Genomic DNA, 24,519 nt, shown 5'->3' with positions numbered 1-24,519 from the left:
ACCATGTCCGTCGTCGCCGAGTTGCTTTACTCGCGCCGCGTACCGCAGGTCGCGGTGCTGGCGCTGATCTCCTTCAGCTTCGCAGGGTGCAGCGCCGACATGTCGTCGCGGCTGTCCCAGTCGAACTTCTCCAACCCCTTCTCCTCTGACCAGACCGGATCGGTGCAGCAGGCGCCGCCGCCGCAGCGCGAGCTGCCGCAATATTCGCGGCCGCAGACGCAGCCCGGTTATTATCAGTCGCAGCCCTTGCCGCCGCCGGCGGTGTCTGCACCGCAATCCTATCCCGTCGCGGGTGGTGGTGGCGTGTCCGGAGGCGGGCGCGGCGTCAGCTCCTACGCGCCCCCGGCGCAGCCGCATCTCGAGACCACGGCCACCGTGCCGCCGCGTTCCGTGGCCGCGGCTCCACCGGCCGGAGGGACCAAGATCATCGTCGGCACCAGCGACACGCTCGACGTGATTGCCAAGCGGTATCGTGTCACGCCGCAGGCGATCCTTGCCGCCAACGGCTACAAGGGGCCGCGTTCGCTCTCGCCCGGCCAGCAGCTGATCATTCCGCATCCGGCGACGGCCGCTGCACCCGCGCCCGCGTTGGCTCCCGTCGCGGCGGCTCCCGTGATGGCGCCTGCAGCCAAGCCGGTTGCGGCCATGGCTGCGCCGCCGAGCACCCACTTCGTCAATCATGGCGACACGCTCGCCAGCATCGCCCGCAAGAACCGCATTTCGTCGGCTGAGCTGGCCCGTGCCAACGGCCTCGATCCGTCGGCCAAGCTCAAGCTCGGCACCAAGCTGACCGTGCCCGGTGCCAAGACCGCTGTCCTCTCGGCACCGGTTGCGGCGGCTCCGGTCGGGGCTGCTCCGGTTGTCGGGACGCTCCAGCCGGTTGCTGCCGCTCCCGCGCCCGCCACCAGGATGGCGGCGGTCGCCACGCCGGTGCAGAGCGCGCGCCTGGCCCAGGCCACGACCAATGTCGAGGAGAAGCCCGCCGAGGCTCCGGCGAAAGCTGCGGAGACCACCAGTGCGCTGCCGACCTTCCGCTGGCCGGTGCGCGGCAAGGTGGTCACCACCTACGGCGCCAAGACCAACGGCAAGTCCAATGACGGCATCAATCTCGCGGTGCCCGAGGGGACGCCGGTCAAGGCGGCCGAAGACGGCGTCGTCGCCTATTCCGGCAACGAGCTGAAAGGTTACGGCAATCTGGTCCTGGTTCGGCACTCCAACGGCTACGTCACCGCATATGCCCATGCGAGTGAGCTGATGGTGAAGCGCGGCGATACCATCAAGCGCGGTCAGGTCATTGCCAAGTCGGGTCAATCCGGGGAGGTGGCGTCGCCGCAGCTCCACTTCGAGATCCGCAAGGGATCGAGCCCGGTTGACCCGCTTCAATTCCTGAACGGGGCGTGAGGCCTACGCAGAGTAGGGCAAGCAATCACCGCAGGTACGGTGTCGTCGCCCGGCTTGACCGGGCGACCCAGTATTCCAGAGACAGTTATTGTTGAGCCGATAAGCCGCGGCGTACTGGATTCCCCGCTTTCGCGGGGAATGACAGTTGTGGATGGGGCCATAGCTTCCGCAAAAGATTCGACTACTTCGCCGTCAGCTTCACGCCCAGCCGGCCCGCCAGTTCCTGCACGAACTGCCAGGCGACGCGGCCCGAGCGGGAGCCGCGCGTGGTCGACCATTCCAGCGCTTCGCGCTCCAGTGCCTCGTCGTCGACCTTGACGCCGAAATGGCTGCAATAGCCGCGCACCATGGCGAGGTATTCGTCCTGGCTGCAGCGGTGGAAGCCGAGCCAGAGGCCGAAGCGATCAGACAGTGAAACCTTCTCTTCGACGGCTTCGCCGGGATTGATCGCGGTCGAGCGCTCGTTCTCGATCATGTCGCGCGCCAGCAGATGGCGGCGGTTGGAGGTGGCGTAGAGGATGACATTCTCGGGCCGGCCCTCGATGCCGCCTTCGAGCACGGCCTTCAGCGATTTGTAGGACGCATCATTGCCGTCGAAGGAGAGGTCGTCGATGAACACGATGAAGTGGAAGCTGGCGTCGCGGAGCTTCTCCATCAGCATCGGCAGCGTTTCGATGTCCTCGCGGTGGATCTCGATCAGCTTCAGTCTGTCGGCCGGCTTTCGCTCCGCATTGATGCTGGCATGCGCCGCCTTCACCAGCGACGACTTGCCCATGCCGCGCGCGCCCCAGAGCAGGGCATTGTTGGCGGGCAGGCCATTGGCGAAGCGCTCGGTGTTCTCCATCAGGATGTCGCGCATCCGATCGACGCCCTTGAGCAGGAACAGCTCGACGCGGCTGACCCGCGGCACGGCTGCGAGGCGGCCGTCGGGGTGCCAGACATAGGCATCGGCCTGCTTGAACGAGTAGCGTTCGAGGGCCGGCTTGCCCTGGGCGGACAGGTGCGCCGCAATGGTCTCCAGCGCGCGGACGATGCGCTCCTGGGAGAGGTCTGGGGCTGCCTTGACGGCCCCCTTGGTCGTCCCCTTGGGGCGTTTTGCCGCGACGGGGGCGGACTTGCGGGCAGGGGTGCGGGGGCCTTTGCCGGCCGGGCTTTTGCTGAGGTTTTTGGGCATGTCCGAAGTTCCTGAGAACGCAGCCTTATCGGGCCTGAGGGCGCGCCGCAAGGTGGGTCAAAAGGGCAGTCTGGCAGCGTTGCAATTGGGGCAATGGCCGCTATAGTCCGCGCGAATTTGACCGAACCGGTCGCCTTTGAAGGCCTGACCGGCCTTCCCCCGTTCTCACGAGGATCGTCCGAATGCTGATTACCCCTGCGTATGCCCAGGCCGCGGGCGCCGGCGACACCAACAGCATGTTGATGTCGCTGCTGCCGTTCGCCCTGATCTTCGTGATCATGTACTTCCTGATTCTGCGTCCGCAGCAGAAGAAGGTCCGTGACCACGCCGATCTCGTGAAGAATATCCGCCGCGGCGACACCGTCGTGACTTCGGGCGGCCTCGTCGGCAAGGTCACCAAGGTCGTCGACGATGACCAGATCGAGTTCGAGATTTCCGACGGCGTGCGCGTGCGGCAGATGCGCCAGATGATCTCGGGCGTGCGCGCCAAGGGCGAGCCGGCCAAGGAATCCAAGGAAAGCGCGAAGGATGACACCGCGGCGAAGTGAACGCTTCCGCGGGTCTCTTAAGTCTGCTGCAAGTCTCCTGATCTGACAGGTCCAGTCGATGTTGTATTTCACGCGGTGGAAAGCGCTCGGGATTATCCTGACGGCGCTGATCGTGTGCCTCTGCGCGGTCCCGAACTTCTTCCCCGAGGCGCAGGTCAAGACCTGGCCCGCCTGGGCGCAGCGGCGGATCGTCCTCGGCCTCGATCTCCAGGGCGGCTCCTATCTGCTGCTCGAGGTCGATTCCGCCTATGTGAAGAAGGAGCGGCTCGACCAGGTCCGTGACGACGTGCGCCGGACGCTACGCGATGCCAAGATCGGCTTCACCGGCGGCGTCACCGTGCGCAACGACGCGGCCGAGGTTCGCATCACCAAGGAATCCGACGTTCAGGCTGCGCTCGCCAAGCTGCGCGAGCTGTCTCAGCCGCTGGGCGGCCTGATGGGCTCCAGCGGGCAGCGCGACCTCGAGGTGACCGATGCCGGCGGCAGCCTGATCCGCTTGACCGTCCCGCAGGCCGCGATGCTCGACCGCATGCGCAAGACCATCGAGCAGTCGATCCAGATCGTCGAGCGCCGCGTCAACGAGCTCGGCACCGTCGAGCCCGTGATCCAGCGCCAGGGCAATGACCGCATCCTGGTGCAGGTCCCCGGACTTCAGGATCCGACCCGCCTGAAGGAATTGCTCGGCAAGACCGCGAAGATGGAATTCCGCATGGTCGATCCCTCGGTGCCGCCTGATCAGGCGCAGCAGGGCGCGTTGCCGCCGGAGTCTGAGTTCCTGCCGAGTGCCACGCCGCCGCCGCCCGGCTACGTGGTCAAGAAGCAGGTGCTTGTTGCGGGCGGCGACCTGACCGACGCCCAGGCGACCTTCGACCAGCGCACGAGCGAACCGGTCGTCAGCTTCAAGTTCAACACCTCGGGCGCGCGCAAGTTCTCACAGGCCACGCAGGAGAACGTGGGGCTGCCGTTCGCGATCGTTCTGGACAACAAGGTGATATCGGCGCCCGTCATCCGCGAGCCCATCACCGGCGGCCAGGGCCAGATCTCCGGCAGCTTCACCGTGCAATCGGCCAATGACCTGGCGATCCTCTTGCGCGCCGGCGCGCTGCCGGCGCCGCTGACCGTGGTCGAGGAGCGCACCGTCGGTCCCGGCCTTGGCCAGGATTCGATCGAGAAGGGCGAGCTCGCGGCCTATGTCGGCTCGATCCTGGTCATCATCTTCATGCTGCTGACCTACCGCCTGTTCGGGGTGTTTGCCAACATCGCGGTGGCCATCAACGTCGCCATGATCTTCGGCCTGCTGTCGCTGCTCAACGCCACGCTGACCTTGCCCGGCATCGCCGGCATCGTGCTCACCGTCGGCATCGCGGTGGACTCTAACGTGCTGATCTACGAGCGCATCCGTGAGGAGCTGCGCGGCGGCCGCAACGCGATTTCGGCGATCGACGCCGGCTTCAAGCGGGCGCTCGCGACCATCCTCGATTCCAACATCACCACCTTCATTGCCGCCGCGGTGCTGTTCTACATCGGCACCGGCCCGGTGCGCGGCTTTGCCGTGACGCTCGGCATCGGCATCATCACAACGGTGTTCACCGCCTTCACCATGACCCGGCTGATCGTCGCCTGGTGGGTGCGGTGGAAGCGGCCGCAGAGCGTGCCGATCTAGGAGCCTGATCGTGACTCACACCGTTCTCATCGGGCTCGGCGTCCTCATCGCCATTCTCACCGTGGTCGCGGCCCTCGGCCTGTTGCCGTCGCTGCGGATCGTCCCGGACAACACGCATTTCGACTTCACGCGCTTCCGCCGCATCAGCTTCCCGATCTCGGCGGTGCTGTCGATCCTGGCGATCACGCTGTTCTTCACTCACGGCCTGAATCTGGGCATCGACTTCAAGGGCGGCACGCTGCTCGAGGTGAAGGCGAAGTCCGGCACCGCCGATATCGCGGCGATGCGCACCTCGCTCGACGCGCTGGGCCTCGGCGAAGTCCAGTTGCAGCAGTTCGGCGGCCCCGCGAACGTCCTGATCCGCGTCGCGGAACAGCCGGGCGGCGACGTCGCACAGCAGCAAGCGCTGCAGAAGCTTCGTGGCGCGCTCGGCGACAGCGTCAGCATCGAGCGCGCCGAGGTGCTCGGTCCGCGCGTCGCCGGCGAGCTCCTCGCCTACGGCATGCTGGGCCTGATGCTCGCGATCATCGCGATCCTGATCTATCTCTGGTTCCGGTTCGAATGGCAGTTCGCGCTCGGCGCCATGATCGCCAACGTGCACGACATCGTGCTGACGATCGGCTTCATGTCGATCAGCCAGGTCGATTTCGACCTGACCAGCATCGCTGCGCTGCTCACCATTCTCGGCTATTCGCTCAACGACACCGTCGTCATCTACGACCGGATCCGTGAAATGCTGCGGCGCTACAAGAAGATGCCGATGCCGCAGCTGCTTAACGAGTCCATCAACTCGACGCTGTCGCGCTCGATCATCACCCACTTCACGGTAACGCTGGCGTTGCTGGCGCTGCTCTTGTTCGGCGGTCATGCCATCCACAGCTTCACCGCGGTGATGATGTTCGGCGTGGTGCTGGTCGGCACCTACACCTCGATCTTCATCGCGGCACCGATCCTGATCTATCTCGGCGTCGGCGAGCATCGCGAGGATGCGCCCGATACGGCACCACCGGCGAAGAAAAACAAGGCATGATCCGAACCGCATGCCCTCGCAGGAGTTTGCGAGGGCAGTAAGCCCATTCGGACGAAGCTCATGGCCGGCGATCCCAACGCACCGCATTTCCCGCGCTCGGCGCCGATCGAGGCCTATGGCAAGGGCGGCTTCGCCTTCGCCGGCATGTCGCATCGGGGCTCGCTGCTGTGCCTGCCCGACGCGATCTGGGCCTGGGACGTGACGGATCCCGCGAAGATCGACCGCTATTCGCTGGACCGGGTCTTCACGGCCGCCAACAGCATCGACACGCTCCTGATCGGCACCGGAACCGGGGTCTGGCTGCCGCCGCCGGCGCTGCGCCAGGCGCTCAAGGCGGTGAGGGTGGTGCTGGACACGATGCAGACCGGGCCCGCCGTGCGCACCTACAACATCATGATCGGCGAACGGCGGCGCGTCGCCGCCGCGCTGATCGCCGTCCCATGAGCAGCGCCACACCGCCGCCGGACAACGTTTCTTTCTGCGCCGATCTCGTGCGCAGCCACGACTTTCCGCGTTATGCCGCAACCCTATTCACGCCCGCCGCCGAGCGCCGCGCGCTGCTGGCGCTCTATGCCTTCAATGTCGAGATCGTCCGCGTCCGCGACCAGGTGAGCCAGCCTCTGCCCGGCGAGATCCGCTTCCAATGGTGGACCGATCTGTTCTCTGGCCTCGTCCACGGTAGCGCCGAGGGCAATCCCGTCGCGGCGGAGTTGCTGCGCGCGATCCGCGATTTCGACTTGCCGGTCGAGCCGCTGTCGCTGCTCGTCGACGAGCACCAGTTCGACCTCTACAACGATCCGATGCCGACCATGGCGGCGCTGGAAGGCTATCTGGCCGCGACCTCGTCCGCGTTGTTTGCTCTGGCAGCCCGGATCATGGCGCCGCCGTCGGAGGCGATCGAGCATCTCGCCCGTCATGCCGGGTTGGCGCAGGGCACCGTGCAGGTCATTGCAAACCTGCCGCGCGATGCCGCGCACCGGCAGCTGTTCCTGCCGCAGCAGCTGCTGGCGAGCCATGATTGCGACATGGAGGATGTGTTCGCCGGCAAGGAGACGCCGCATTTGCGTGCCGTGCTGGACCAGCTCGCGGGCGAAGCGAGGCAGCATCTGGCTGCGGCCCTGTCGTTGCTGGCGGAGGTGCCGGCAGCGGCTCGGCCGGCATTTCTGCCGCTTGGACAGGTGCGGGCCGACCTCAAGCTCCTGTCACAACCCGGGCGCAATCCGTTTACGCCGAGGCAATCGTCCCGGCTGCGCACGCTGTGGGCGCTGTGGCGGGCTTCGCGGTCGCGTGAGTTTACCAAATAGCGGCTGGCTTATCGCCTGAGCCGGCCAAATGCCCTATGCTGTCCTATGGCCGACTTGTCCCCAATCACGCCCTCCGATCTCAGCGGTTTGCCGGTCGCCCCAAGTGACATTGCTGCCGCCGCCGAGACGATCAGGGGCGCCGTCGTCGAGACGCCCTGCAGCTACAGCCGCACGCTGAGCAGCATCTGCGGCTGCGAGATCTGGCTCAAATTCGAGAACCTCCAGTTCACCTCCTCGTTCAAGGAGCGGGGCGCGCTCAACCGCCTCACCGCGCTGACGCCGGAGGAGCGCGCGCGGGGCGTGATCGCGATGTCGGCCGGAAACCATGCGCAGGGCGTGGCCTATCACGCCAAACGGCTCGGCATTCCCGCCACCATCGTCATGCCGGTCGGCACGCCCATGGTGAAGGTCGAGAACACCAGGCATCACGGCGCTGAAGTGGTCGTCACAGGCGCGACGCTGGAGGAGGCGGCCGCGTTCGCGCGAAGCCACGGCAAGGCCAGAAGCATGATCTTCGTCCACCCCTACGACGATCCCCTCGTGATCGCGGGGCAGGGCACGGTCGGGCTGGAGATGATGAGGGCCGTGCCGGAGCTCGACACGCTGGTCGTGCCGATCGGCGGCGGCGGCCTGATCAGCGGCATCGGCATCGCCGCGAAATCGATCAAGCCGTCGCTGCGTATCCTGGGCGTCGAGGCCTGGCTCTATCCCTCGATGTACAACGCCATCCATGCCGGCAATCTGCCGGCGCGCGGCGATACGCTGGCCGAAGGCATCGCGGTGAAAACGCCAGGCAAGATCACCACCGAGATCGTCCGCCGTCTCGTCGACGACATCGCGCTCGTCAGCGAAGCCGAGCTCGAGCGCGCCGTTGCGACCCTGATCTCGATCGAGAAGACGGTCGTCGAGGGCGCCGGCGCCGCCGGCCTTGCCGCGCTGATGTCCGATCCGTCCCGCTTTGCCGGCCAGAAGGTCGGTCTCGTCCTGAGCGGCGGCAATATCGACACGCGGCTGATCGCATCCGTCCTCACGCGCGAACTGGCGCGCGAGGGACGGCTGACCCAGCTCTCGCTCGACATTCCTGACAGACCCGGGCAATTGGCAGCCGTCGCGGCCCTTTTGGCCGAGGCCGGCGCCAACATCATCGAGGTCTCGCATCAGCGGACCTTCTCCGACCTGCCGGCCAAGGCCACGTTGCTGCAGCTGGTCATCGAGACCCGCGACAGCGCCCATCTCGACGAGGTGATGGCAAAGCTCAGCGCATCCGGATTGAGCGCGCGCTGCACCTGATCGGCGTGCTTCTATCGCGGCGCCAAGCCCGCGACGTGGCCGATCAGCCGATCGATCTCCGCTTCCGTGTTGTAATAATGCGGCGATGCCCGCACGACATGCGGCAAGGAGCGAAGTTCGGCATCGATACGCGTGCTCGACGGATCCGAAGCGCCGATCGTGATGCCGGCTGCCGCGGCACTGGCGACAACGGCGTCCGCCTCGTGCCCGTCCATCGTGAAGCTGACGATGGCGCCCGGCGCGCGTCCGAGGTCGCGAATGGTGATGCCGGGAAGGGCCGCGAGACCGCTGCGAAGACGGCCGGCAAGCATGCGGCAGCGTTGTTCGATCGGCGCGATGCCGATTTCCAGGGCGTAATCGACAGCCGCCCCCAATCCCAGCCGGGCCGCGTAATTGTTCTCCCAGGTCTCGAAACGGCGCGCATCATCGCGAAGCCGATACTCATCGCGTGAGACCCAGGGCGCCGCGAAGTGATCGATCATCGGCGGCTCGAGCCGTTGCAGCATCGCGCGGCGAATGTAGAGAAATCCGGTGCCGCGCGGGCCGCGCAGGAATTTGCGACCCGTGGCCGACAGCATGTCGCAGCCGATGGCTTCAACGTCGACCGTCATCTGGCCGACCGCCTGGCAGGCGTCGAGCAGATAGGGAATGCCCTGCACCCGCGCGATCTTGCCGATCGCCGCTGCCGGATTGACCAGCCCGCCATTGGTCGGAACCCAGGTGATTGCAATGAGCTTTACGCGTTCGTCGATCATGCGTTCGAGCGCCTCGACGTCGAGCTCGCCCGTCGCATCGCTCGGCACGACGTCGATGGTCGCGCCTGTGCGCTTGGCGACCTGGAGAAAGGCGACATAGTTCGCCGCGTATTCCGCCTCGGCAGTGAGGATCCGGTCGCCCTCGGCAAACGGAAGCGCGTAGAACGCCATCTGCCAGGCGACCGTCGCGTTCTCCACGAGCGCGATCTCGTCGGGCACGGCATTCAGCAGACGCGCCACCGAGCCGTAGACCGCTTCGAGCCGGTCCGCCTCGCGATCGGCAGCAGCATAGCCTCCGATCTCGCTCTCCAGGTCGATGTGTTGCTTCATCGCCGCGACAACCGGCGCCGGCATCAGCGCTGCGCCCGCGTTGTGGAGATAGGCGAGCCGGCTAGTGGCTGGCGTCTCGGCACGAATCTTGTCGAGGTCGATCACTCACGCCCTCCGCTTCTTGCGATCTCGTGGATGAATTAGGCGCGTTGCCGAGCGTGAGCAAGATGGCTTTGGCTCGCCTCAGATGCAGAGGCCGAGCAGCTTGACGTGACAATTGCTGGATTTCGGCTTGCTTGCAGGCGCAGCCTCCCGTTTCACGGCAACGAGGGGCTCCTTGTCCTTGTTCTTCTTGCCCTTGCCCTTCGGCTCGTAATCGCCGGCGATCACCATGGCCCAATAGGTGCGCTTGCCGCTGGCATTCCTGGCGCTGGCGATGCCGACGCGGGAGGCGTTGTGCAGCAACAGGTTCTTGCGGTGTCCGGACGAGTCGATCCACTGTCCGAGGGTCTTCTCGAAATTGTCGTAGCCGTAGGCGATGTTCTCGGCGGCGCGGCCTGCGCCGGCGGGCGCGACGCGGCGGTTGAAGGGGCCGAGCGCGTCGTGGCTGAGGTCGTCCTTCGCCGCCATCGCGCGGGCCTGGTCCATGGCGATGCGGTCGAGGGTGGAATCGCGGACGACGCGGACTTCACCGTGCTTGAGGCGGAATCCTGAGATCAGCTCGGCCGGGGACTCGGCCATTGCGGGCGCGGCCGCCAGCAGCAGAAGGCCGGCACTCATGCCGCCAACCACACGATGCATCATCGTCCCCCGAGTGCCCATGACCCCGCCGAGCCTGCCTTGTCCGACCGCTTCTCTATCGCCAATGTGGACGCTTCAAGGCGAGACCGCCTCTCAGCTCGTTGGCAGGTCCGCCTCGAAATTGAAGCGGTCGCGCAGGTTTTTGCGCTGTTCCAGGATGTCCTTGAGGAAAGCGCGGTCCTGGTCGTTCTTCATCATCGGCTCGATCAGGTCGAGCTGGTTCATGGCAACCAGTTGCAGGATCTCGGTGCGCGGCTTGCCGCTGGCGTCGCGTGGCAGCGCGTGCACCACCTGGATGTGCTCCGGCGGTTTCGGCCCCTTGGCGGCCGAAAGCTCGTTGCGCAGCTCGCCTTCGAGCGTGGCCTGGTCGGCTTCGACGAAGGCATAGAGCCCGACGCCGGAGCGGCGGTCGGCGAAGGCGACGATGGCGGTGTCGCGCACGGCCGGATTCTTGCGGATCAGTTCCGCCAGCACCGGTGCGTCGTTCACCAGCCTGCGGCCGCCGCCCTCGCGGTCGGTGAAGTTGAACAGGCCACGCGTGATGGCACGATAGACCTTCTTGCCGGTGGCGAGCCACAGGCTGGCGGCGAACGACTTCTTCGCGAGGATTTTCCGCTCGCGCGGCGTCAGCGCCTCGGGCGCATAGGAGCGCTTGTGCTTGAGCAGATGCCGGAGGTCTTCATAGGCGAGGATGCGATAGAGCCGGCCGCGCCGGTTGAAGCAGGCGGCGAGCTGGAAGTCGGTGACATAGGCGAGGCCGTCGCGGCCGACCAGCCAGTTCTGCTCCTTGGCAAGATCGTTGTGGCAGATACCGGCGCGGCGCAGCCGGCGCAGCGCCGTCTTGGCCGAACGGAAATAGGCGAGGTCGCCATGCGGCTTGGCCAGATGCAAGGCGGCGCCGTCGACGAAGCCGCGCACCAGCGCACGGCGCCCGGCCCACAGCAGCTCCGGACCAACGTTGAGGCCCTTGGCGAGCGCCAGCGCGCGCTTCTCGCGGGCGAACAGATGGCGCGCCAGGAGGAACGACCACCACGGCACCTCGTCGAGCCTGCGCAGCACGGCATCGACCTCGCCGCTGTCGCCGCGGAAGCGCCCGCGCTCGACGGTCGAGAACACGTCGCGCTTGAGCAGCACGCCCTCGGTCCAGCGCGCCGAGAGCGTCGCGGCGTCGTCTTTGGGGAGGCTCATCGCAAACTCACGCGGCTGCGGCAATGCGCAAATGATCGGCGATCCAGCGATCGAGATCGGCGAGTGCCAGCGCACTCATCGCCTGCTTCTTGGCCACCGTCTTCTCGTTGCCGCGCAGGCGCGTGCCGTCGGGCTTCTTCGTCGGCGCGGTTGCAAGCGGTGGGAACAGACCGAAATTGATGTTCATCGGCTGGAACGACCGTGTGCCGGGCTCGATGGTCTCGATATGGCCGCCCGTGATGTGGCCGAGCAGCGATCCGAGCGCGGTCGTGCCCGGCGGGCTGACAAGCGTCTCACCGCGCGCGTCCGCCGCTGCATAGAGACCGGCGATCAGGCCGACGCTGGCCGATTCCACATAGCCCTCGCAGCCCGTCATCTGGCCGGCGAAGCGCAACCTCGGCTGCGCGCGCAGGCGCAGCTGGCCGTCGAGCAGCTTTGGCGAGTTGAGGAAGGTGTTGCGATGCAGGCCGCCGAGGCGGGCGAATTCGGCCTTCTCCAGCCCGGGAATGGTGCGGAAGATGCGCTGCTGCTCGCCATATTTCAGTTTCGTCTGGAAGCCGACGATGTTGTAGAGCGTGCCGAGCTTGTTGTCCTGGCGCAACTGCACGATCGCATAGGCTTTGGTCGTGGGATCGTGCGGGTTGGTGAGGCCGACCGGCTTCATCGGGCCGTGGCGCAAGGTCTCCGGGCCGCGCTCCGCCATCACTTCGATCGGCAGGCAGCCGTCGAAATAGGGCGTGTTGGTCTCCCACTCCTTGAACTCGGTCTTCTCGCCGGACGTCAGCGCGGCGACGAAGCCGTCATACTGCTCCTTGGTCATCGGGCAGTTGATGTAGTCCGCGCCGGTGCCGCCGGGGCCGACCTTGTCGTAGCGTGACTGAAACCAGGCCACCGACATGTCGATGGATTCGCGGTGCACGATCGGCGCGATCGCGTCGAAGAAAGCGAGCGCGTTCTCGTCGGTCAGCTCGCGGATGGCGTCAGCCAGCGGCGCGGAGGTGAGGGGGCCGGTGGCAACGATGACGTTGCTCCAATCGGCCGGCGGCAGGCCAGCAACCTCGCCGCGCGCGATCTCGATCAGGGGATGGTCGTTGAGCGCCTTGGTGACGGCCGCGGAGAAGCCATCGCGGTCGACGGCGAGCGCGCCGCCGGCGGGCACCTGGTTGGCGTCCGCCGCGCGCATGACCAGCGAATCGAGCCGGCGCATCTCCGCATGCAGCAGGCCGACAGCGTTGTTGGCGGCGTCGTCCGAGCGGAACGAATTGGAGCAGACGAGCTCGGCGAGCCCGTCGGTGCGGTGCGCCTCGGTCATGCGGGTCGGCCGCATCTCGTGCAGCACCACGGGCACGCCGGCTTTCGCCACCTGCCAGGCGGCTTCGGAGCCTGCAAGGCCGGCGCCGATGACGTGCACGATGTTGGAATGAGGTCCTGTCATGGGGCGGACAGGTAGCGCTTTTCGGCGGGGAGTGAAATCGCCGAGATCGAGTTTTCTGTCGCTAGATACGACAACGCCCGCACGAGGCGGGCGCTATCGGTCCGTTCCGGTGGAGGGCTGAACGATATCAGCCCTGATACTGACCGGCGGCAACGCGCGGGATGTCCGAGCGATCGAGGCCGATATCGGCCAGTTCGCGATCGCTGAGCTGGGACAGCTCGGCAACATTGCGCTGATAGTCCCGGAAGGCCTGGATCATGCGGATGAGCGAGAGCAGCATTGGTAGTCTCCTGTAGTTCGATTCAGCCCTTGCCCGGGCCGCATCGTTGAAATGAATATAGGGGAGAGTGGTGCAGTGCGAAAGTTCCGATGTTGCGATGCAGCTAAGCGACCAGCGCATATCGGGAGTAAGGAACGCTTAACCTCTCGCCAGCCTCGCCCAAGGCTTCGGCTGTATGGATCGAATCTAGCGACAAACGCCCGTGTAATCACGGGTTTAAGGGCAATCGATTGATCTCGATCATAGCCGAAATATGGTGCGTGCCTGTCGCCGGCAAGTCGAGCGATCAGCGTCTACACCCAAGTCCGGCATGCGTGATTCGCATGAGAAGGACGTTGTTGTTATGAATATTGATTCACTTCTGTTGAGATCGGCTGGAGGGTCAGGAGGGGTCCCGACAGCCTTGGCCCGACAGATTTGGCGGCGGAATGCGGCGGAACGACCCCCTCACGCATAGATCGCGCAGCGCGCACACGCCAAGGGTGTGGCGATGATTACCAGGATGTAATGAAAATCAGAAATTCCGCATGCGGCTCTGCGTGGCGCGCAACATCACGCAATTCTCGCGAGGAATTTATTGCGGCAAGTTGCCGCGTCCGGAGGAAAGTCATGTTGCAGATTCCGGCAATGTCGCTGGGTCTGTCCCAAGATCAAGAGAAGGAAGGTAACGTCATGACGAAGTTACTCGGGGTTATCGCAATCGCCGCCGTCGCGTTCGCCGTCGCGCCGGCCCAGGCCGCCAAGCACGCCACGGGCGGTTGCAGCTCGGCCAACCTGGAGAAGACGGAGACCGCGATCGAGAACATGGCCGACGGTGATAGCAAGTTTGTGGCGCAGAAGGAGATCGCGGCTGCGCAGGATTCGCTGCTCAACGGCAAAATGGGCGCATGCGGCGCGCACCTGAACAAGGCGATGCACGCCACCATGGGCAAGTGATGGGTAGGTAGACGCACAAGAGAGGGCCGGTCGCCGGGCGATCGGCCCTACGCGTTTGTTGATGGGTGTTTAAGGGGCGCGCGCCAGCTGGGTGGCGAAATAGGCGACCGTCTTGGAATAGACCTCGCTCTTGTTCCACTGCAGCAGCACCGCGAAATTCGGACTGCCCGGCTGCCAATCCTTGCCCTTCTGCCAGCCATAGCCGGCGAGATAATTGGCGGTGGAGGCGAGCACGTCGGGTGCGTTGTGTAGGAGGTCGCGCTTGCCGTTGCCGTCGAAATCGACGGCGTATTTCATCCAGGACGACGGCATGAACTGGGTCTGGCCGAGCTCGCCGGCCCAGGCGCCCTTCATCTCGGCTGGTGCGAGATCGCCGCGCTGGACGATGCGCAGCGCGTCCAGCAGCTCGGCGCGAAACTGCTCCGCGCGCCGGCAATCATAGGCCAGTGTTGCGAGCGAGCGGATCGTGGCGAACTTGCCGGTGTTGACGCCGAAATCGGTCTCCAGACCCCAGATCGCGACCAGGACCTCGCCGGGAACGCCATAGGCCTGCTCGATGCGCGATAGCACGGAGCCGTATTGCTTCATCATGTTGGAGCCGCGTTGCATGCGCGGCGGCACCATGCGGCCGGAAAACTCCTCGAAGGTCTGGGTGAAGACCTTTTGCGAGCGGTCGCGGTTGAGCACGCTCTGATCGAGCGTCACGCCGGCGAGCCCCGATGCAATGGCCTGTTGTGAGATGCCCTTGGCCGCGGCGTCGGTTTTGAGCTCCGCAAGCCAGGCATCGAAATTGCCCGAGCCGCAGGCAACCGCGGCGAACGCTGGCTGGGCGGACAGGATTGACGCGGAGAGGGCGAAAGCTGCGAGAGCGAGACGAGAAATCGTCGAGGTCATTCGAGGTAATGAATTCCGTGAAGCGATCTGACAGGCCGGCGCAATCTCGGTCGGAACCGCGGCCAAAGCAAGGCGTAGCATTGGCCGCGATCCTGCCCGAACCAGGGCAGGATCGCATGTCACGATATCGTCAGGCGTCCGTCCTGTTGCGCCAGGGGAAGAGGTTGGCCGGGAAGTCGGCAGCCGGCTTGCGCGGACGATGCGGCGGGGGCGGCACCGGACGTGCACCGGGCTCCGAGACGATCACCTTGCGGTAGAGATGCCAGGTGGCATGGCCGAGCAGGGGGATCACCACGGCAAGGCCGAGGAAGGCCGGGATCGTGCCGAGCGCGAGCAGCACCGCCACGATCACGCCCCAGGCCGCCATCGGCACCGGGTTCCTCGCGACCACGCGCAGCGAGGTGCTCATCGCCTCGAACGCGCCGGCATGGCGGTCCAGCATCAACGGAAACGATACGGCGCTGATGCAGAGCGCGGCGAGCGCGAACAGGAAGCCGGCGCCGCAGCCGACCACGATCAGCCACCAGCCCTGCTGCGTCGTCAGCACGCGCGTCATGAAGTCCGAGATGCCGCTCACGCCCTCATAGCCGAACGCCGCGACATAGATCGCCTGTGCGGTCGCAACCCAGGTCACGAACAGGGCGAGCAGCAATGTGCCGAGGCCGAGCATCGCCCCGAACGAAGGCGAGCGCAGCACCTCCATCGCATCCCAGGCGCTGGCTTCCTCATAGCGTTCGCGCCGGCTGGAAAGCTCGTAGAGACCGAGCGCTGCGAAGGGGCCGATCAGCGCAAAGCCGGCGGCCAGCGGAAACAGCAGCGGCAGCACCGAATAGCCCATCACCACGCGGGCGAGCACGAGGCCGAGCACCGGGTAGATCACGCAGAGGATGATGGCGTGACTCGGAACGGCCTTGAAATCTTCCCAGCCGCGCCTGAGTGCATCGTGCAGATCGGACAGCTGGATGGTTCGGATCACCGGTCCAGGCGCATCCGCGGTCTGGGCCATCGTGGGGACATTGCCCTGGTAGAGTGTGGCCATGGTCGCTAGCTCCCTTGCCAAGCGGCCGAATCCGGCGCCGGCAAACGGCGCGAGCGGCCGCCATTCTGAGTTTCGCGATTCCGACCAGACGCGAATTCCGGATGGCATCGCGAGCTGAAGTGCAACCGTACGCCTATTTCCGAGTCCTGTCCCTCACGCTTGGGTGAAATTCGATGCCGCAGCGCAACTCGACGGTGTCATTCGGTCGTCATTTCGCCGCAGATAAGCTGATGCTGCGTGTTGGCTCGCGGAACTTTGCGGGCGCTACGCAGTAACTTGGTCTATAAGTGCCACTCAAGGCCCTTCCAACGGATCCTTTTCGGGGAGCAGACATGAGCATTTTCGGGAAAATCATGAGCGCGATCTTCGGCAGCCAGCCGGCCTCCGCCGCGCCCGCTGGCGGCGCAGCTTCGCCTGCTGGAGCCGCGCCCGGCGCTTCGGCGCCGGCCGCCGCACCCATGGCCGCGGTCGATGTGGCGGCAATCGTCGACAAGGCGGTGGCTGCGCACAAGGGCGAGAAGCTGGAATGGCGTACCTCGATCGTCGACCTCATGAAGGCGCTCGACATCGATTCCAGCCTTGCCGCGCGCAAGGATCTCGCCAAGGAGCTCGGCTACAGCGGCGACATGAACGACTCGGCCAGCATGAACGTCTGGCTGCACAAGCAGGTGATGTCCAAGCTCGCCGCCAATGGCGGCAAGCTACCGCCGGAGATCAAGCACTGACCGCAAACACTGACCGAACGCCGGTCGTGTCGTAAGGGCCCGCGGTCGCGCGGGCCTTTTTGCTTTCAGACGACCAGATCCGCATCCTCCGGATGCCTGTCGAGATAGTCGACGACGAAGCCGCAGCCGGCGATCACCTTGCGGCCGTCGCGCCGGATCAAATCCAGCGCGCCCTTGATCAGCTCGGAGGCGATGCCGCGGCCGCGCAGCGCGCGGGGCGTCTCGGTGTGGGTGATGATGACCGCCGTCGGGGTCAGCCGGTAATTGGCGAAGGCGACCTCGTTGCCGACATTGAGTTCGAAGCGGCTCCTGTCCTTGTTGTCCCGTACCGATGCCACCATGCAAGATCCTTCCGACGTGCGTCTGACGCGTTGATCTAGGAGCTCGTCCCAGCCCTTGGCAAGGCGCGGCCATGGGAGCTTGCCGCACGGCAGATGTCTGCAAACGCGCGTACCTGTAGCTGCAGCGCAGTATGAGACGTCATCCCTGGCGAACACCACGCCAGCTCCAATAATTGCCGAGACCGCTCTTGCAAGTTCCATGGCGGCTCCCACGTCTTCTCAAGGACATACGTCCGAATGCGGCCGGCAGGGTCGCCTAGACGTTCGGAGTGTCGTGCCGCCAGCCGCCGGCGTGTGCCTCTGTCACAGGAGGGTACGATGTCGGACTTTGGTTTCTTGAAGACTCATCGAACATGGGAAGACTGGTGCGGGATGCTGCTCGGCGCGCTCATCGTGGCTTCGCCGTGGTTTCCCATCCAGGATCAGGCGGCAATTACCGGAAACCAGACGGTGGTCCTGAATGCGGTCACAATCGGCTTGGTTGTGTTCGGCATCAGCCAGCTCGAATACGTCGCCTTGCAGCGCTGGCAGGAGGTGACGACGATCCTCGTCGGACTGTGGCTCATCGGCTCGCCTTACGCCCTCGGCTATTCCGGTGACGGTTTTCTTCGCATCTATCACACGAGCCTCGGAGCGGTGCTGGTCCTGCTGGGGGTACTCCAGCTGTGGCAGGACTGGGACCTGAATGACCAGGACATGCTCAGGCACGGTTGACCGGCCGCAGATCTCGCAGGCCCGCTGGCTACAGGCGGCGGGCCTGTGCTCTCACCTCGCCGGATGCTTTTCGATCCACGCTTTCACGAAGGGGCATTGCGGGATCACCTTCAATCCGGCGGCGCGGACCTGGTCGAGCGCGCCTTGCACCAGCTTCGAGCCGACGCCCTTGCCGCCGAGCTCCTTCGGCACGTCGGTGTGCTCGAACGTGATGACGTTGCCGTCGAGCTTGTAATGCTCGGTCGCAACATGACCTTCGACCTCGAGCTCATAGCGGTGATCGGCCCTGTTGTTGATGACGTCGCTCATATCGTCTCCGCTCAGCTCTTCAGCGCGTTCGTCAGCATCTTGCGGATCGACCAGGCTTCGCCGTCGGAGGAGCCCTTGATGTCGTCGATCCGCCAGCTATTCGCCTCGCGCACGAAGTCGTAACGCACGATGAGGTCGGCGGGTTTCCGGTCGTTGCGGTGACCGGTGATGGTCACCGCGATCGTCGCCTTGTCGGCCTCCATCTTCTCCGCGTCAATCTTGAACGATTTCACGTCCGGTTCCTGCGAATTGGTGACCGGATCGAAATCGACCGGCCCGACGTCGCCCTTCGGTGTATGCGCATCCGACCTGGCCCACAGCGCGACCAGCGCCTTGGAGAGATATTTGCTCTTGGCCGCCTTGGTCTCGATGACGAAGGCGCCGCCGCCATCGCCCTTGCCCTTGGCCGCGCGGGTGTAGATCGCAGTCAGGATTGCGGCGGGATCGCTCGTGGCAGGGGTCTCGGCGAAGGCGGGAGCAACGCCTGCGAGCAGAGCGGCGGCGACGAAGGTCCGACGGGTAAGCATGAAATGTCCTGGAGAAATGTTCTGGAGAGGACGGCATGCGAGAGCAGGCCGAGGCGGCCGGCGGCGCGCATCTCAGTAGAGCCATGCAAAGGCGGTTCGGTTCAATCGGCCGCTTTGGCGAGCCTGGAATCTTCGGGCTGCTGCGGCGGGCGCAGGCACCCCTGGCAGATGACCAGGGAGCGGTTGACCCTGGCATCCTGGTCGGCCTCGCTGGCATCCTGCGCCTGCCACCATTCCTTCGACTGAGGCTGAAGTCCGGCCTGCGATGTGTTGCGCTCGGATCGGGCCGCGGTCCGTGCTGGTTGTGCGGCTGTCCGCGGCCGATTGGGATCCTCGCCGGCGCCGTCCCAGGCATAACGCGCAGGCTTGAAGGCGGGATCGGAGGCCAGATGCGCCTGTGGCGCCACGGCGCATCCGGCGAGCGCCAGCGACAACAGGAGGAAGGCGGGCGCTTTGACCATGATGCGGCACTCTTTACGCGAGAACTGACGAAGGTTGCGCCGATCATGTTTAAAATTCCCTGAACGATCGCGGCCGCGCCAGCGACAAACGCGCATGCGCTATTTGATGTTGCTGCTCGCTCTGTTCGTCTCCGCCGCGCGCGCCGAGGATGCAAAGCCGTTCAATCCGTCCGACTATCCGGCCGGCGTGCAGAAGGCGCTGCGCTACGCCAACGAGGAGTGCACCAGCCAGGACGGCGGCGAGGTGACCTTTGCGCCTGATACGGTGCGCAAGATCGACCTGACCGGTGACGGCCGCGACGACTACATCGTCGATTTCCAGGACACCAAATGCGGCGATCGCGAGACGACCTATTGCGGAACTGGCGGCTGCGTCATCAACATCCTGGTGACGCTGCCGGACGGCAACGTTCGCCCGGTGTTTGACGGCTATGTCCGCAGCTACAGGATCATGGCCCCGCCGGTGAAGCGCGGCGCTGCACGCACCGTCCGCTTCGATCTTCATGGCAGCTTCTGCGGCGGCTTTGGCCCGCAGGCCTGCGTCAAGCAGAAGGCCATCACGGCGACGCCGTTTGCGTTCAGGCAGCCGTAGGGGAGCCGTGCATCCGGTGGCCTTGCAGGGGCGCGGGCGATGGCGATAAATGGGCCGCCATGAGCCGGCGGCCAGCACGCCGTCCGCCCTCGAAGAGGAATCCCCATGCAGCCCCTGCGCATGTCCCGCCGCGTCATGAATCTCGCTCACATGCTGACCCAGAATGCGCGGCGGCATGGCGCGCGTCCCGGTTTCGTCTGGGGTGACAAATCCTGGACCTGGCGGCAGATCGATGCGCAGGTCTCGGCGCTGGCGGTGGCGCTCGCCGCGCGTGGCATTGCCAAGGGCGACCGTATCCTCGTCCACTCCAAGAATGGCGACGAGATGTTCTTCTCGATGTTCGCCGCGTTTCGGCTCGGCGCGGTCTGGGTGCCCACCAATTTCCGCCTGATGCCGGATGAGGTCACCTATCTCGCAGAAGCTTCCGGCGCCAAGGCGTTTCTATGCCATGTCGATTTTCCCGAGCATGCGGCGGCGGTGAAGGGCGGTGCGCTGGAATTCACCTGGAGCGTCGACGGCAAGGGTGCGTTTGGCGAGACATCGGTTGCGGAGGCCATTGCCTCGCAGGCCGGCGCCAATGTCGCCAATGTCGCCGTCGAGCACGACGATCCCTGCTGGTTCTTCTTCACCTCGGGCACCACCGGTCGGTCCAAGGCCGCGGTGCTCACCCACGGCCAGATGGGCTTTGTGATCACCAATCATCTCGCCGATCTGACGCCCGGCGTCACCGAGAATGACGCCTCGCTGGTGGTGGCGCCGCTGTCGCATGGCGCCGGCGTGCATCAACTGGTGCAGACCGCGCGCGGTGTGTGCACCGTGTTGTTGCCGACCGAGAAATTCGACATCAACGAGGCGTTCCGCCTGATCGAGACGCATCGGGTCGCCAATCTCTTCACCGTGCCGACGATCCTGAAGATGATGGTCGAGCACCCCGCCGTCGACAAATACGATCATGCCTCGCTGCGTCACGTGATCTATGCGGGTGCGCCGATGTATCGCGAGGATCAGAAGACGGCGCTGAAGAAGCTCGGCAAGGTCATCGTGCAGTATTTTGGCCTCGGCGAGGTCACCGGCAACATCACCGTGCTGCCGGCGGCGCTGCACGATCCCGAGGACGGCCCGCACGCCAAGATCGGCACCTGCGGCTTCGAGCGCACCGGCATGCAGGTCTCGATCCAGGATGATGAAGGCCGCGAGCTCGCGGCCAACCAGAGCGGCGAGATCTGCGTGATCGGGCCGGCGGTGCTCGCCGGCTATTACGACAATCCCGAAGCCAATGCGAAGGCGTTTCGTAACGGCTGGTTTCGCACCGGCGACCTCGGCCACATGGACGAGGAGGGCTTCGTCTACATCACGGGCCGCGCCTCCGACATGTACATCTCCGGCGGCTCCAACATCTATCCGCGCGAGATCGAGGAGAAGATCCTGACGCATCCCGCGGTCGGCGAGGTCGCCGTGCTCGGCGTACCCGATGCGACCTGGGGCGAGGTCGGCGTCGCCGTGTGCGTGGCGCGTGCCGGCGAGAAGGCGGTGAGCGAAGCCGAAATGGCGGCGTTCCTCTCGCCGAAGGTGCCGCGCTACAAGATGCCGAAGCGGTTCTTCTTCTGGGAGGCCTTGCCGAAGTCGGGCTATGGCAAGGTGCCGAAGCGCATGGTGCGCGACGAGCTCGAGGCGCGCGGGCTGCTCGATCTCGACAAGACCAAGGCGGGCTGAGCGCAGGCGATGCGGAGTATCAAGCAGCCGGGCGCGCCCATCGCGGAAGGCATCCAATGGGTGGAGGCGAGGGGGCGCGCCTTCTCGTTCACGCTTCAGGCAGGTCTGCCACTGCTGGATGCCGTGCGGCGCGGCTTTGCGGCCGAAGGTTTTACGAGTGGCGTGCTCAACTTCCGGCATGGCGCCCTCGGGCCTTTCGCCTATGTGATGCCGGCGCTGTCGAGGACGGGCGAGAACGCCGCGTTCTACAGCGACACGTACCGGCCCGGCGGCGTGACGCGTACGAAGCTCGGCAGCTTGACGCTCGGCATGCGCGACGGCGCGCCGTTCTTTCACTGCCACGGGCTCTGGACCGAGGCGGACGGCAAGGCGAGCGGCGGCCACATGATGCCTGATGAGACCATCGTCGCCGAGCCGTTCGAAGTCGAGGCCTTCGGCCTCGATGGCGCGATGTTCACCGCCGAGCCCGATCCCGAGACCAATTTCAAGCTGTTCGGGCCGGTTGCCGCCGCGCGCACCGGCGCGCGCACGACGAGCCGTGCTTTCGCGCTGCGGCTGCGGCCCAACCAGGATTTTGCCGGCTCGCTCGAAGAGTTCTGCCGCGCGCACGGCATCGCGCGCGCGATGGTTCACGGCGGCGTCGGTTCGACCATCGGCGCGCGTTTCACCCATGGCGGCGTGACCGAGCCGTTTGCGACCGAGCTTGCGGTGACGGCCGGGATGATCGCGCCCGGGCACTCCGATGCGCTCGAAGCAGCGCTCGACGTCGCGCTGGTCGACTACACCGGCGGCATTGCCGAGGGACGCCTGGTCCGCGGCGACAATCCCGTGCTGATGACCATCGAGCTGGTGCTCGAGGTGTCGGGCTAGTATCGGCGAGCGATCATCAGTGAGCACGTAGTTTGGCAATGGCCTGGAACGTGGATTGACTGACGCTTGATATGCCCGAGCTCGATCCTTGAAACAGATTGAGCAAGGGAGATTGAGCCTGGCCGGTGCTCTGGTTGTTCTTGATGTCATACATGGCGGAGAAGCGGTTCAGCAGCTTCGCGACCTTCGCGGGGTCGGACAGATCCTTGACCTTCATGAACCTGTCCACGTACTTGGCCTGCTGGTCGATCGGCATCGCCGCCATCTGATCAGGTAGATTGAAGGTGGTCCTGAACACCTCCGAAAGAGCCTTGTCGGCAAGGATGTCGTATGGCGACGTGATGTCCGCCGCCTTGCGCTGGAAATAGAGCGCCAGGCGTACGCCGGGATTGGTTTCGCCTTGCTGCTGCTCGAGGCTTTGCTGGACATAACTTGCCTGTGTGTCCCGCAATTGATCCCGCCTCTGGGGACCCATCATCGGCAGGCGCGCGACGTTGCCCTTGCTGTCGAAATTGAACGACGCCACGATGTCGGCAAAGCGAGGATCGCTCTGCGTGTTGGCGAAGCTCTCGGGATCGTTCAGATCGGAGGCGAAGATCTTCTTGAGGAAATCGGTGCTGACCTTGCTAGGGTTCAAGCCCTTGGCCAGGAGAACCAGGTCGACCATCGGCCTGTTTGCCAGAAGATCGGAAACGCTGTCGATGCCGGCGATCGCCTCCTGATAAGCCGTCGCGTCCTTGGCGGCTTGTGCCCGAACCGCCGCCTGCTGCTTGGTGCTCAATGTGCTTGCGCTCTTCACCGCTTGAACGACGTAGTCCCTTGCAATCTGGAGGACTTCAGCAGCGTCCTGCGCCAACAGGGGGGTCGTCAGATTGCCTTTTGCATCGAAGTTGAACGCGCGTGCGAGCTGAACGTATCGATTGTCCTTGAGAGTATACACGTAGCTCTTGGGATCGCCGAGGTCACTTTCGAGGACGGCCTTGATGGTCGTCTGCGAGACCTTTTTCGGGTCGAGGCCGACGGCGCCGAGCGCAAAATCGTACACGCCTGGCGTCGATACGAACGCGTCGACCGAATTGAGTTTGAGGATGGCCGTTCTGAATTGTTTGATTGCAGAGGCTTCGCTCAGCGGGCTTGCCGCCGAATAGACCGCGGCCTTGCTGTCATCGAACCGCTTCTTCGTGAGTGCGATATTTGCGGCTGTCTGCGCGGGCGTACCTGCCGGAAGCGACCCGTCGGGCAAGAACTCGAACGCGCCGGCCATATCCACAAATCCGCCGATCGTTGCGATCTGGTCATCGAGACTGGAGATGCTGTTCCTATACGTCTCCAGGTGATGCTTCTCGACCAGGATCTGGACTTGCAGCTGAGGCACGTTTGCGCCCGGTTGCGCGAGCTGGGCCGTGTAGCTGGCGATATTCGAGTTGGCCGTGCTGGCGTCTGACTGCGCTTGGGCGCGCGCTGCGTTGAGGCCACCCAGCTGGGACGCGAAGGTGGTGTTGACGTAGCTGTTCGGATCGGATGGGTCGCTGCGCAGGACCTGGCTGATCGTGGCCGGCGGCCACTTGCTTTCGTCGATCCCGAATGCCGAATAGACATAATTGCGAAGGCGATCGTTGTTCAGGATTGCGTCCGCGCTGCTGATGTTGCCGATCTGGGCGCTGTAGTAATTCGAGTCGCTGGCGAGTGCATCGACCTGGCTCTTCTTGGTCGCCGTGTACAGACCGATCATCTCGTCGGTCTGGTTGTCCGACTGGGCAACCGGCGCTGCAGCGTCGTTGAAGGAGAATGCCGCGGCAAACTCCCGGTAGCGCTTGTCGACCAGCTTGTTGACGAAGCTCTTGGCGTCGTTGAGGTCGCTCTCCAGCACTTTCTTCATGAAGGCGTTGGCGTATGCCATGTCTTCCAGCCCGTATGCCTTCAGCGCATAATGATACAGGCGATAGTCCTTCATGAGTTCGTCGACGGTCTTCACCTGGCCGATGTGGGCCTTGTAATAGGCGGCCTCCCGCGCGACGTCGGGTTGCTGTTCGACCCGAGTCAGGGACTGCTTGAGATTGCGCGTGATGTAGTTGTAACCGAAATACGTTGATACCATCGCGCATTCCTCGCGGTTCTTGTCGTCCCGGACGTCCGTCAATCATTGCGGGGTCGCGAGCAGGGGAGCCGGCCTCATGCCAGCAGTCAGTGCGTTTCCTTCGGGCCATTTCGGCTTACAATCTGAAGTTTTAACTTATCTCCCGGTGACGTAAGCCGAGT

26 protein-coding genes are annotated in these 24,519 nt (G+C 64.9%); 13 read left to right on the top strand and 13 right to left on the bottom strand.

What is annotated here, in order from left to right:
* Positions 1-3 precede the first annotated feature (3 nt).
* On the top strand, positions 4-1,401 hold the full coding sequence (locus AABA84_RS16645; RefSeq protein ID WP_338312532.1) for a LysM peptidoglycan-binding domain-containing M23 family metallopeptidase: 1,398 nt from the start codon (positions 4-6) through the stop codon (positions 1,399-1,401).
* 181 nt (positions 1,402-1,582) lie between these two features.
* On the opposite strand, the gene AABA84_RS16640 is transcribed toward AABA84_RS16645, so the two are convergent.
* Entirely contained in the window at positions 1,583-2,575 is a 993-nt protein-coding gene (locus tag AABA84_RS16640) for an ATP-binding protein (protein ID WP_212249657.1), read from the bottom strand.
* A gap of 182 nt (positions 2,576-2,757) precedes the next feature.
* Here AABA84_RS16640 and yajC point away from each other — a divergent pair, with 182 nt between their 5' ends.
* Genes yajC through AABA84_RS16610 form a run of 6 tightly spaced genes read left to right on the top strand, consistent with a single transcriptional unit; the run spans position 2,758 to position 8,410 of the window.
* On the top strand, positions 2,758-3,123 hold the full coding sequence (gene yajC / locus AABA84_RS16635) for a preprotein translocase subunit YajC (RefSeq protein WP_128933613.1): 366 nt from the start codon (positions 2,758-2,760) through the stop codon (positions 3,121-3,123).
* 58 nt (positions 3,124-3,181) lie between these two features.
* Positions 3,182-4,786 carry a protein translocase subunit SecD gene (gene secD, locus AABA84_RS16630; RefSeq protein ID WP_212249655.1) on the top strand — a complete coding sequence of 535 codons (1,605 nt, stop codon included), beginning with the start codon at positions 3,182-3,184 and terminating at the stop codon, positions 4,784-4,786.
* A gap of 10 nt (positions 4,787-4,796) precedes the next feature.
* The gene (gene secF / locus AABA84_RS16625; RefSeq protein ID WP_212249653.1) at positions 4,797-5,816 is read left to right on the top strand and encodes a protein translocase subunit SecF; all 1,020 of its coding nucleotides are present in this window, start codon (positions 4,797-4,799) and stop codon (positions 5,814-5,816) included.
* A gap of 60 nt (positions 5,817-5,876) precedes the next feature.
* Positions 5,877-6,260 (top strand): Mth938-like domain-containing protein, encoded by a 384-nt coding sequence (locus tag AABA84_RS16620; protein ID WP_106950502.1) that lies wholly within the window; start codon positions 5,877-5,879, stop codon positions 6,258-6,260.
* Positions 6,257-7,120, top strand: a complete 864-nt coding sequence (locus AABA84_RS16615) for a phytoene/squalene synthase family protein (protein WP_338312531.1) — start codon at positions 6,257-6,259, stop codon at positions 7,118-7,120. Before AABA84_RS16620 ends, AABA84_RS16615 begins: the two co-directional genes overlap by 4 nt.
* A gap of 45 nt (positions 7,121-7,165) precedes the next feature.
* Positions 7,166-8,410, top strand: coding sequence for a threonine ammonia-lyase (locus tag AABA84_RS16610; RefSeq protein ID WP_338312530.1), 1,245 nt, complete (start codon positions 7,166-7,168; stop codon positions 8,408-8,410).
* An 11-nt stretch (positions 8,411-8,421) separates the two neighbouring features.
* On the opposite strand, the gene AABA84_RS16605 is transcribed toward AABA84_RS16610, so the two are convergent.
* The 5 genes from AABA84_RS16605 to AABA84_RS16585 form a co-directional block, all read right to left on the bottom strand.
* The gene (locus tag AABA84_RS16605; protein WP_338312529.1) at positions 8,422-9,600 is read right to left on the bottom strand and encodes an aminotransferase class V-fold PLP-dependent enzyme; all 1,179 of its coding nucleotides are present in this window, start codon (positions 9,598-9,600) and stop codon (positions 8,422-8,424) included.
* A gap of 78 nt (positions 9,601-9,678) precedes the next feature.
* Entirely contained in the window at positions 9,679-10,236 is a 558-nt protein-coding gene (locus AABA84_RS16600) for a CAP domain-containing protein (RefSeq protein ID WP_338308057.1), read from the bottom strand.
* 93 nt (positions 10,237-10,329) lie between these two features.
* Positions 10,330-11,424 (bottom strand): AMP-binding enzyme, encoded by a 1,095-nt coding sequence (locus tag AABA84_RS16595; RefSeq protein WP_338312528.1) that lies wholly within the window; start codon positions 11,422-11,424, stop codon positions 10,330-10,332.
* 7 nt (positions 11,425-11,431) lie between these two features.
* Positions 11,432-12,859 (bottom strand): methylenetetrahydrofolate--tRNA-(uracil(54)-C(5))-methyltransferase (FADH(2)-oxidizing) TrmFO, encoded by a 1,428-nt coding sequence (gene trmFO, locus AABA84_RS16590; RefSeq protein ID WP_338308060.1) that lies wholly within the window; start codon positions 12,857-12,859, stop codon positions 11,432-11,434.
* Between the two features lie 127 nt (positions 12,860-12,986).
* Positions 12,987-13,139, bottom strand: a complete 153-nt coding sequence (locus tag AABA84_RS16585) for a DUF1127 domain-containing protein (protein ID WP_007590701.1) — start codon at positions 13,137-13,139, stop codon at positions 12,987-12,989.
* 609 nt (positions 13,140-13,748) lie between these two features.
* On the opposite strand from AABA84_RS16585, the gene AABA84_RS16580 reads away from it, so the two are divergent.
* Positions 13,749-14,075, top strand: a complete 327-nt coding sequence (locus AABA84_RS16580; protein ID WP_212249641.1) for a hypothetical protein — start codon at positions 13,749-13,751, stop codon at positions 14,073-14,075.
* 69 nt (positions 14,076-14,144) lie between these two features.
* On the opposite strand, the gene AABA84_RS16575 is transcribed toward AABA84_RS16580, so the two are convergent.
* On the bottom strand, positions 14,145-14,969 hold the full coding sequence (locus AABA84_RS16575; protein WP_338312527.1) for a lytic murein transglycosylase: 825 nt from the start codon (positions 14,967-14,969) through the stop codon (positions 14,145-14,147).
* A 130-nt stretch (positions 14,970-15,099) separates the two neighbouring features.
* Entirely contained in the window at positions 15,100-16,008 is a 909-nt protein-coding gene (locus tag AABA84_RS16570; protein ID WP_212249639.1) for a DUF2189 domain-containing protein, read from the bottom strand.
* A gap of 332 nt (positions 16,009-16,340) precedes the next feature.
* Between AABA84_RS16570 and AABA84_RS16565 the strand changes: the two genes are divergently transcribed.
* Positions 16,341-16,733, top strand: a complete 393-nt coding sequence (locus AABA84_RS16565; protein ID WP_212249638.1) for a DUF3597 domain-containing protein — start codon at positions 16,341-16,343, stop codon at positions 16,731-16,733.
* A 65-nt stretch (positions 16,734-16,798) separates the two neighbouring features.
* Here AABA84_RS16565 and AABA84_RS16560 read toward each other — a convergent pair whose 3' ends face one another.
* Positions 16,799-17,074, bottom strand: a complete 276-nt coding sequence (locus tag AABA84_RS16560) for a GNAT family N-acetyltransferase (RefSeq protein ID WP_338312526.1) — start codon at positions 17,072-17,074, stop codon at positions 16,799-16,801.
* Between the two features lie 318 nt (positions 17,075-17,392).
* On the opposite strand from AABA84_RS16560, the gene AABA84_RS16555 reads away from it, so the two are divergent.
* On the top strand, positions 17,393-17,788 hold the full coding sequence (locus AABA84_RS16555; protein WP_212249635.1) for an SPW repeat domain-containing protein: 396 nt from the start codon (positions 17,393-17,395) through the stop codon (positions 17,786-17,788).
* Positions 17,789-17,839: 51 nt separating this feature from the next.
* Here AABA84_RS16555 and AABA84_RS16550 read toward each other — a convergent pair whose 3' ends face one another.
* From AABA84_RS16550 to AABA84_RS16540, 3 genes are all read right to left on the bottom strand, one after another.
* Entirely contained in the window at positions 17,840-18,097 is a 258-nt protein-coding gene (locus tag AABA84_RS16550; RefSeq protein WP_338312525.1) for a GNAT family N-acetyltransferase, read from the bottom strand.
* An 11-nt stretch (positions 18,098-18,108) separates the two neighbouring features.
* Complete coding sequence (locus AABA84_RS16545; protein ID WP_212249630.1) at positions 18,109-18,624, bottom strand: DUF3828 domain-containing protein; 516 nt, start codon at positions 18,622-18,624, stop codon at positions 18,109-18,111.
* Between the two features lie 101 nt (positions 18,625-18,725).
* Positions 18,726-19,085: a hypothetical protein gene (locus AABA84_RS16540; RefSeq protein ID WP_212249628.1), complete on the bottom strand. Its 360-nt coding sequence runs from the start codon at positions 19,083-19,085 to the stop codon at positions 18,726-18,728.
* Positions 19,086-19,179: 94 nt separating this feature from the next.
* Here AABA84_RS16540 and AABA84_RS16535 point away from each other — a divergent pair, with 94 nt between their 5' ends.
* The 3 genes from AABA84_RS16535 to AABA84_RS16525 all read left to right on the top strand — a co-directional run bounded on the left by AABA84_RS16535 (position 19,180) and on the right by AABA84_RS16525 (position 22,260).
* Positions 19,180-19,677, top strand: coding sequence for a hypothetical protein (locus AABA84_RS16535; RefSeq protein ID WP_338312524.1), 498 nt, complete (start codon positions 19,180-19,182; stop codon positions 19,675-19,677).
* Positions 19,678-19,782: 105 nt separating this feature from the next.
* A complete protein-coding gene (locus AABA84_RS16530; protein WP_338312523.1) occupies positions 19,783-21,390 on the top strand; it encodes an acyl-CoA synthetase in 1,608 nt (535 codons plus the stop codon).
* A gap of 9 nt (positions 21,391-21,399) precedes the next feature.
* The gene (locus AABA84_RS16525; protein WP_338312522.1) at positions 21,400-22,260 is read left to right on the top strand and encodes a PCC domain-containing protein; all 861 of its coding nucleotides are present in this window, start codon (positions 21,400-21,402) and stop codon (positions 22,258-22,260) included.
* Between the two features lie 16 nt (positions 22,261-22,276).
* Here AABA84_RS16525 and AABA84_RS16520 read toward each other — a convergent pair whose 3' ends face one another.
* Complete coding sequence (locus AABA84_RS16520; protein ID WP_338312521.1) at positions 22,277-24,358, bottom strand: DUF1217 domain-containing protein; 2,082 nt, start codon at positions 24,356-24,358, stop codon at positions 22,277-22,279.
* Between the last annotated feature and the right edge of the window lie 161 nt (positions 24,359-24,519).

Origin of the sequence: Bradyrhizobium sp. TM239 (genome assembly GCF_036247985.1) — a bacterium.
Lineage (GTDB): Bacteria > Pseudomonadota > Alphaproteobacteria > Rhizobiales > Xanthobacteraceae > Bradyrhizobium > Bradyrhizobium ottawaense.
Note: the sequence above shows the minus strand (reverse complement) of the source record. Positions and strands in the feature narration are given on the sequence as shown.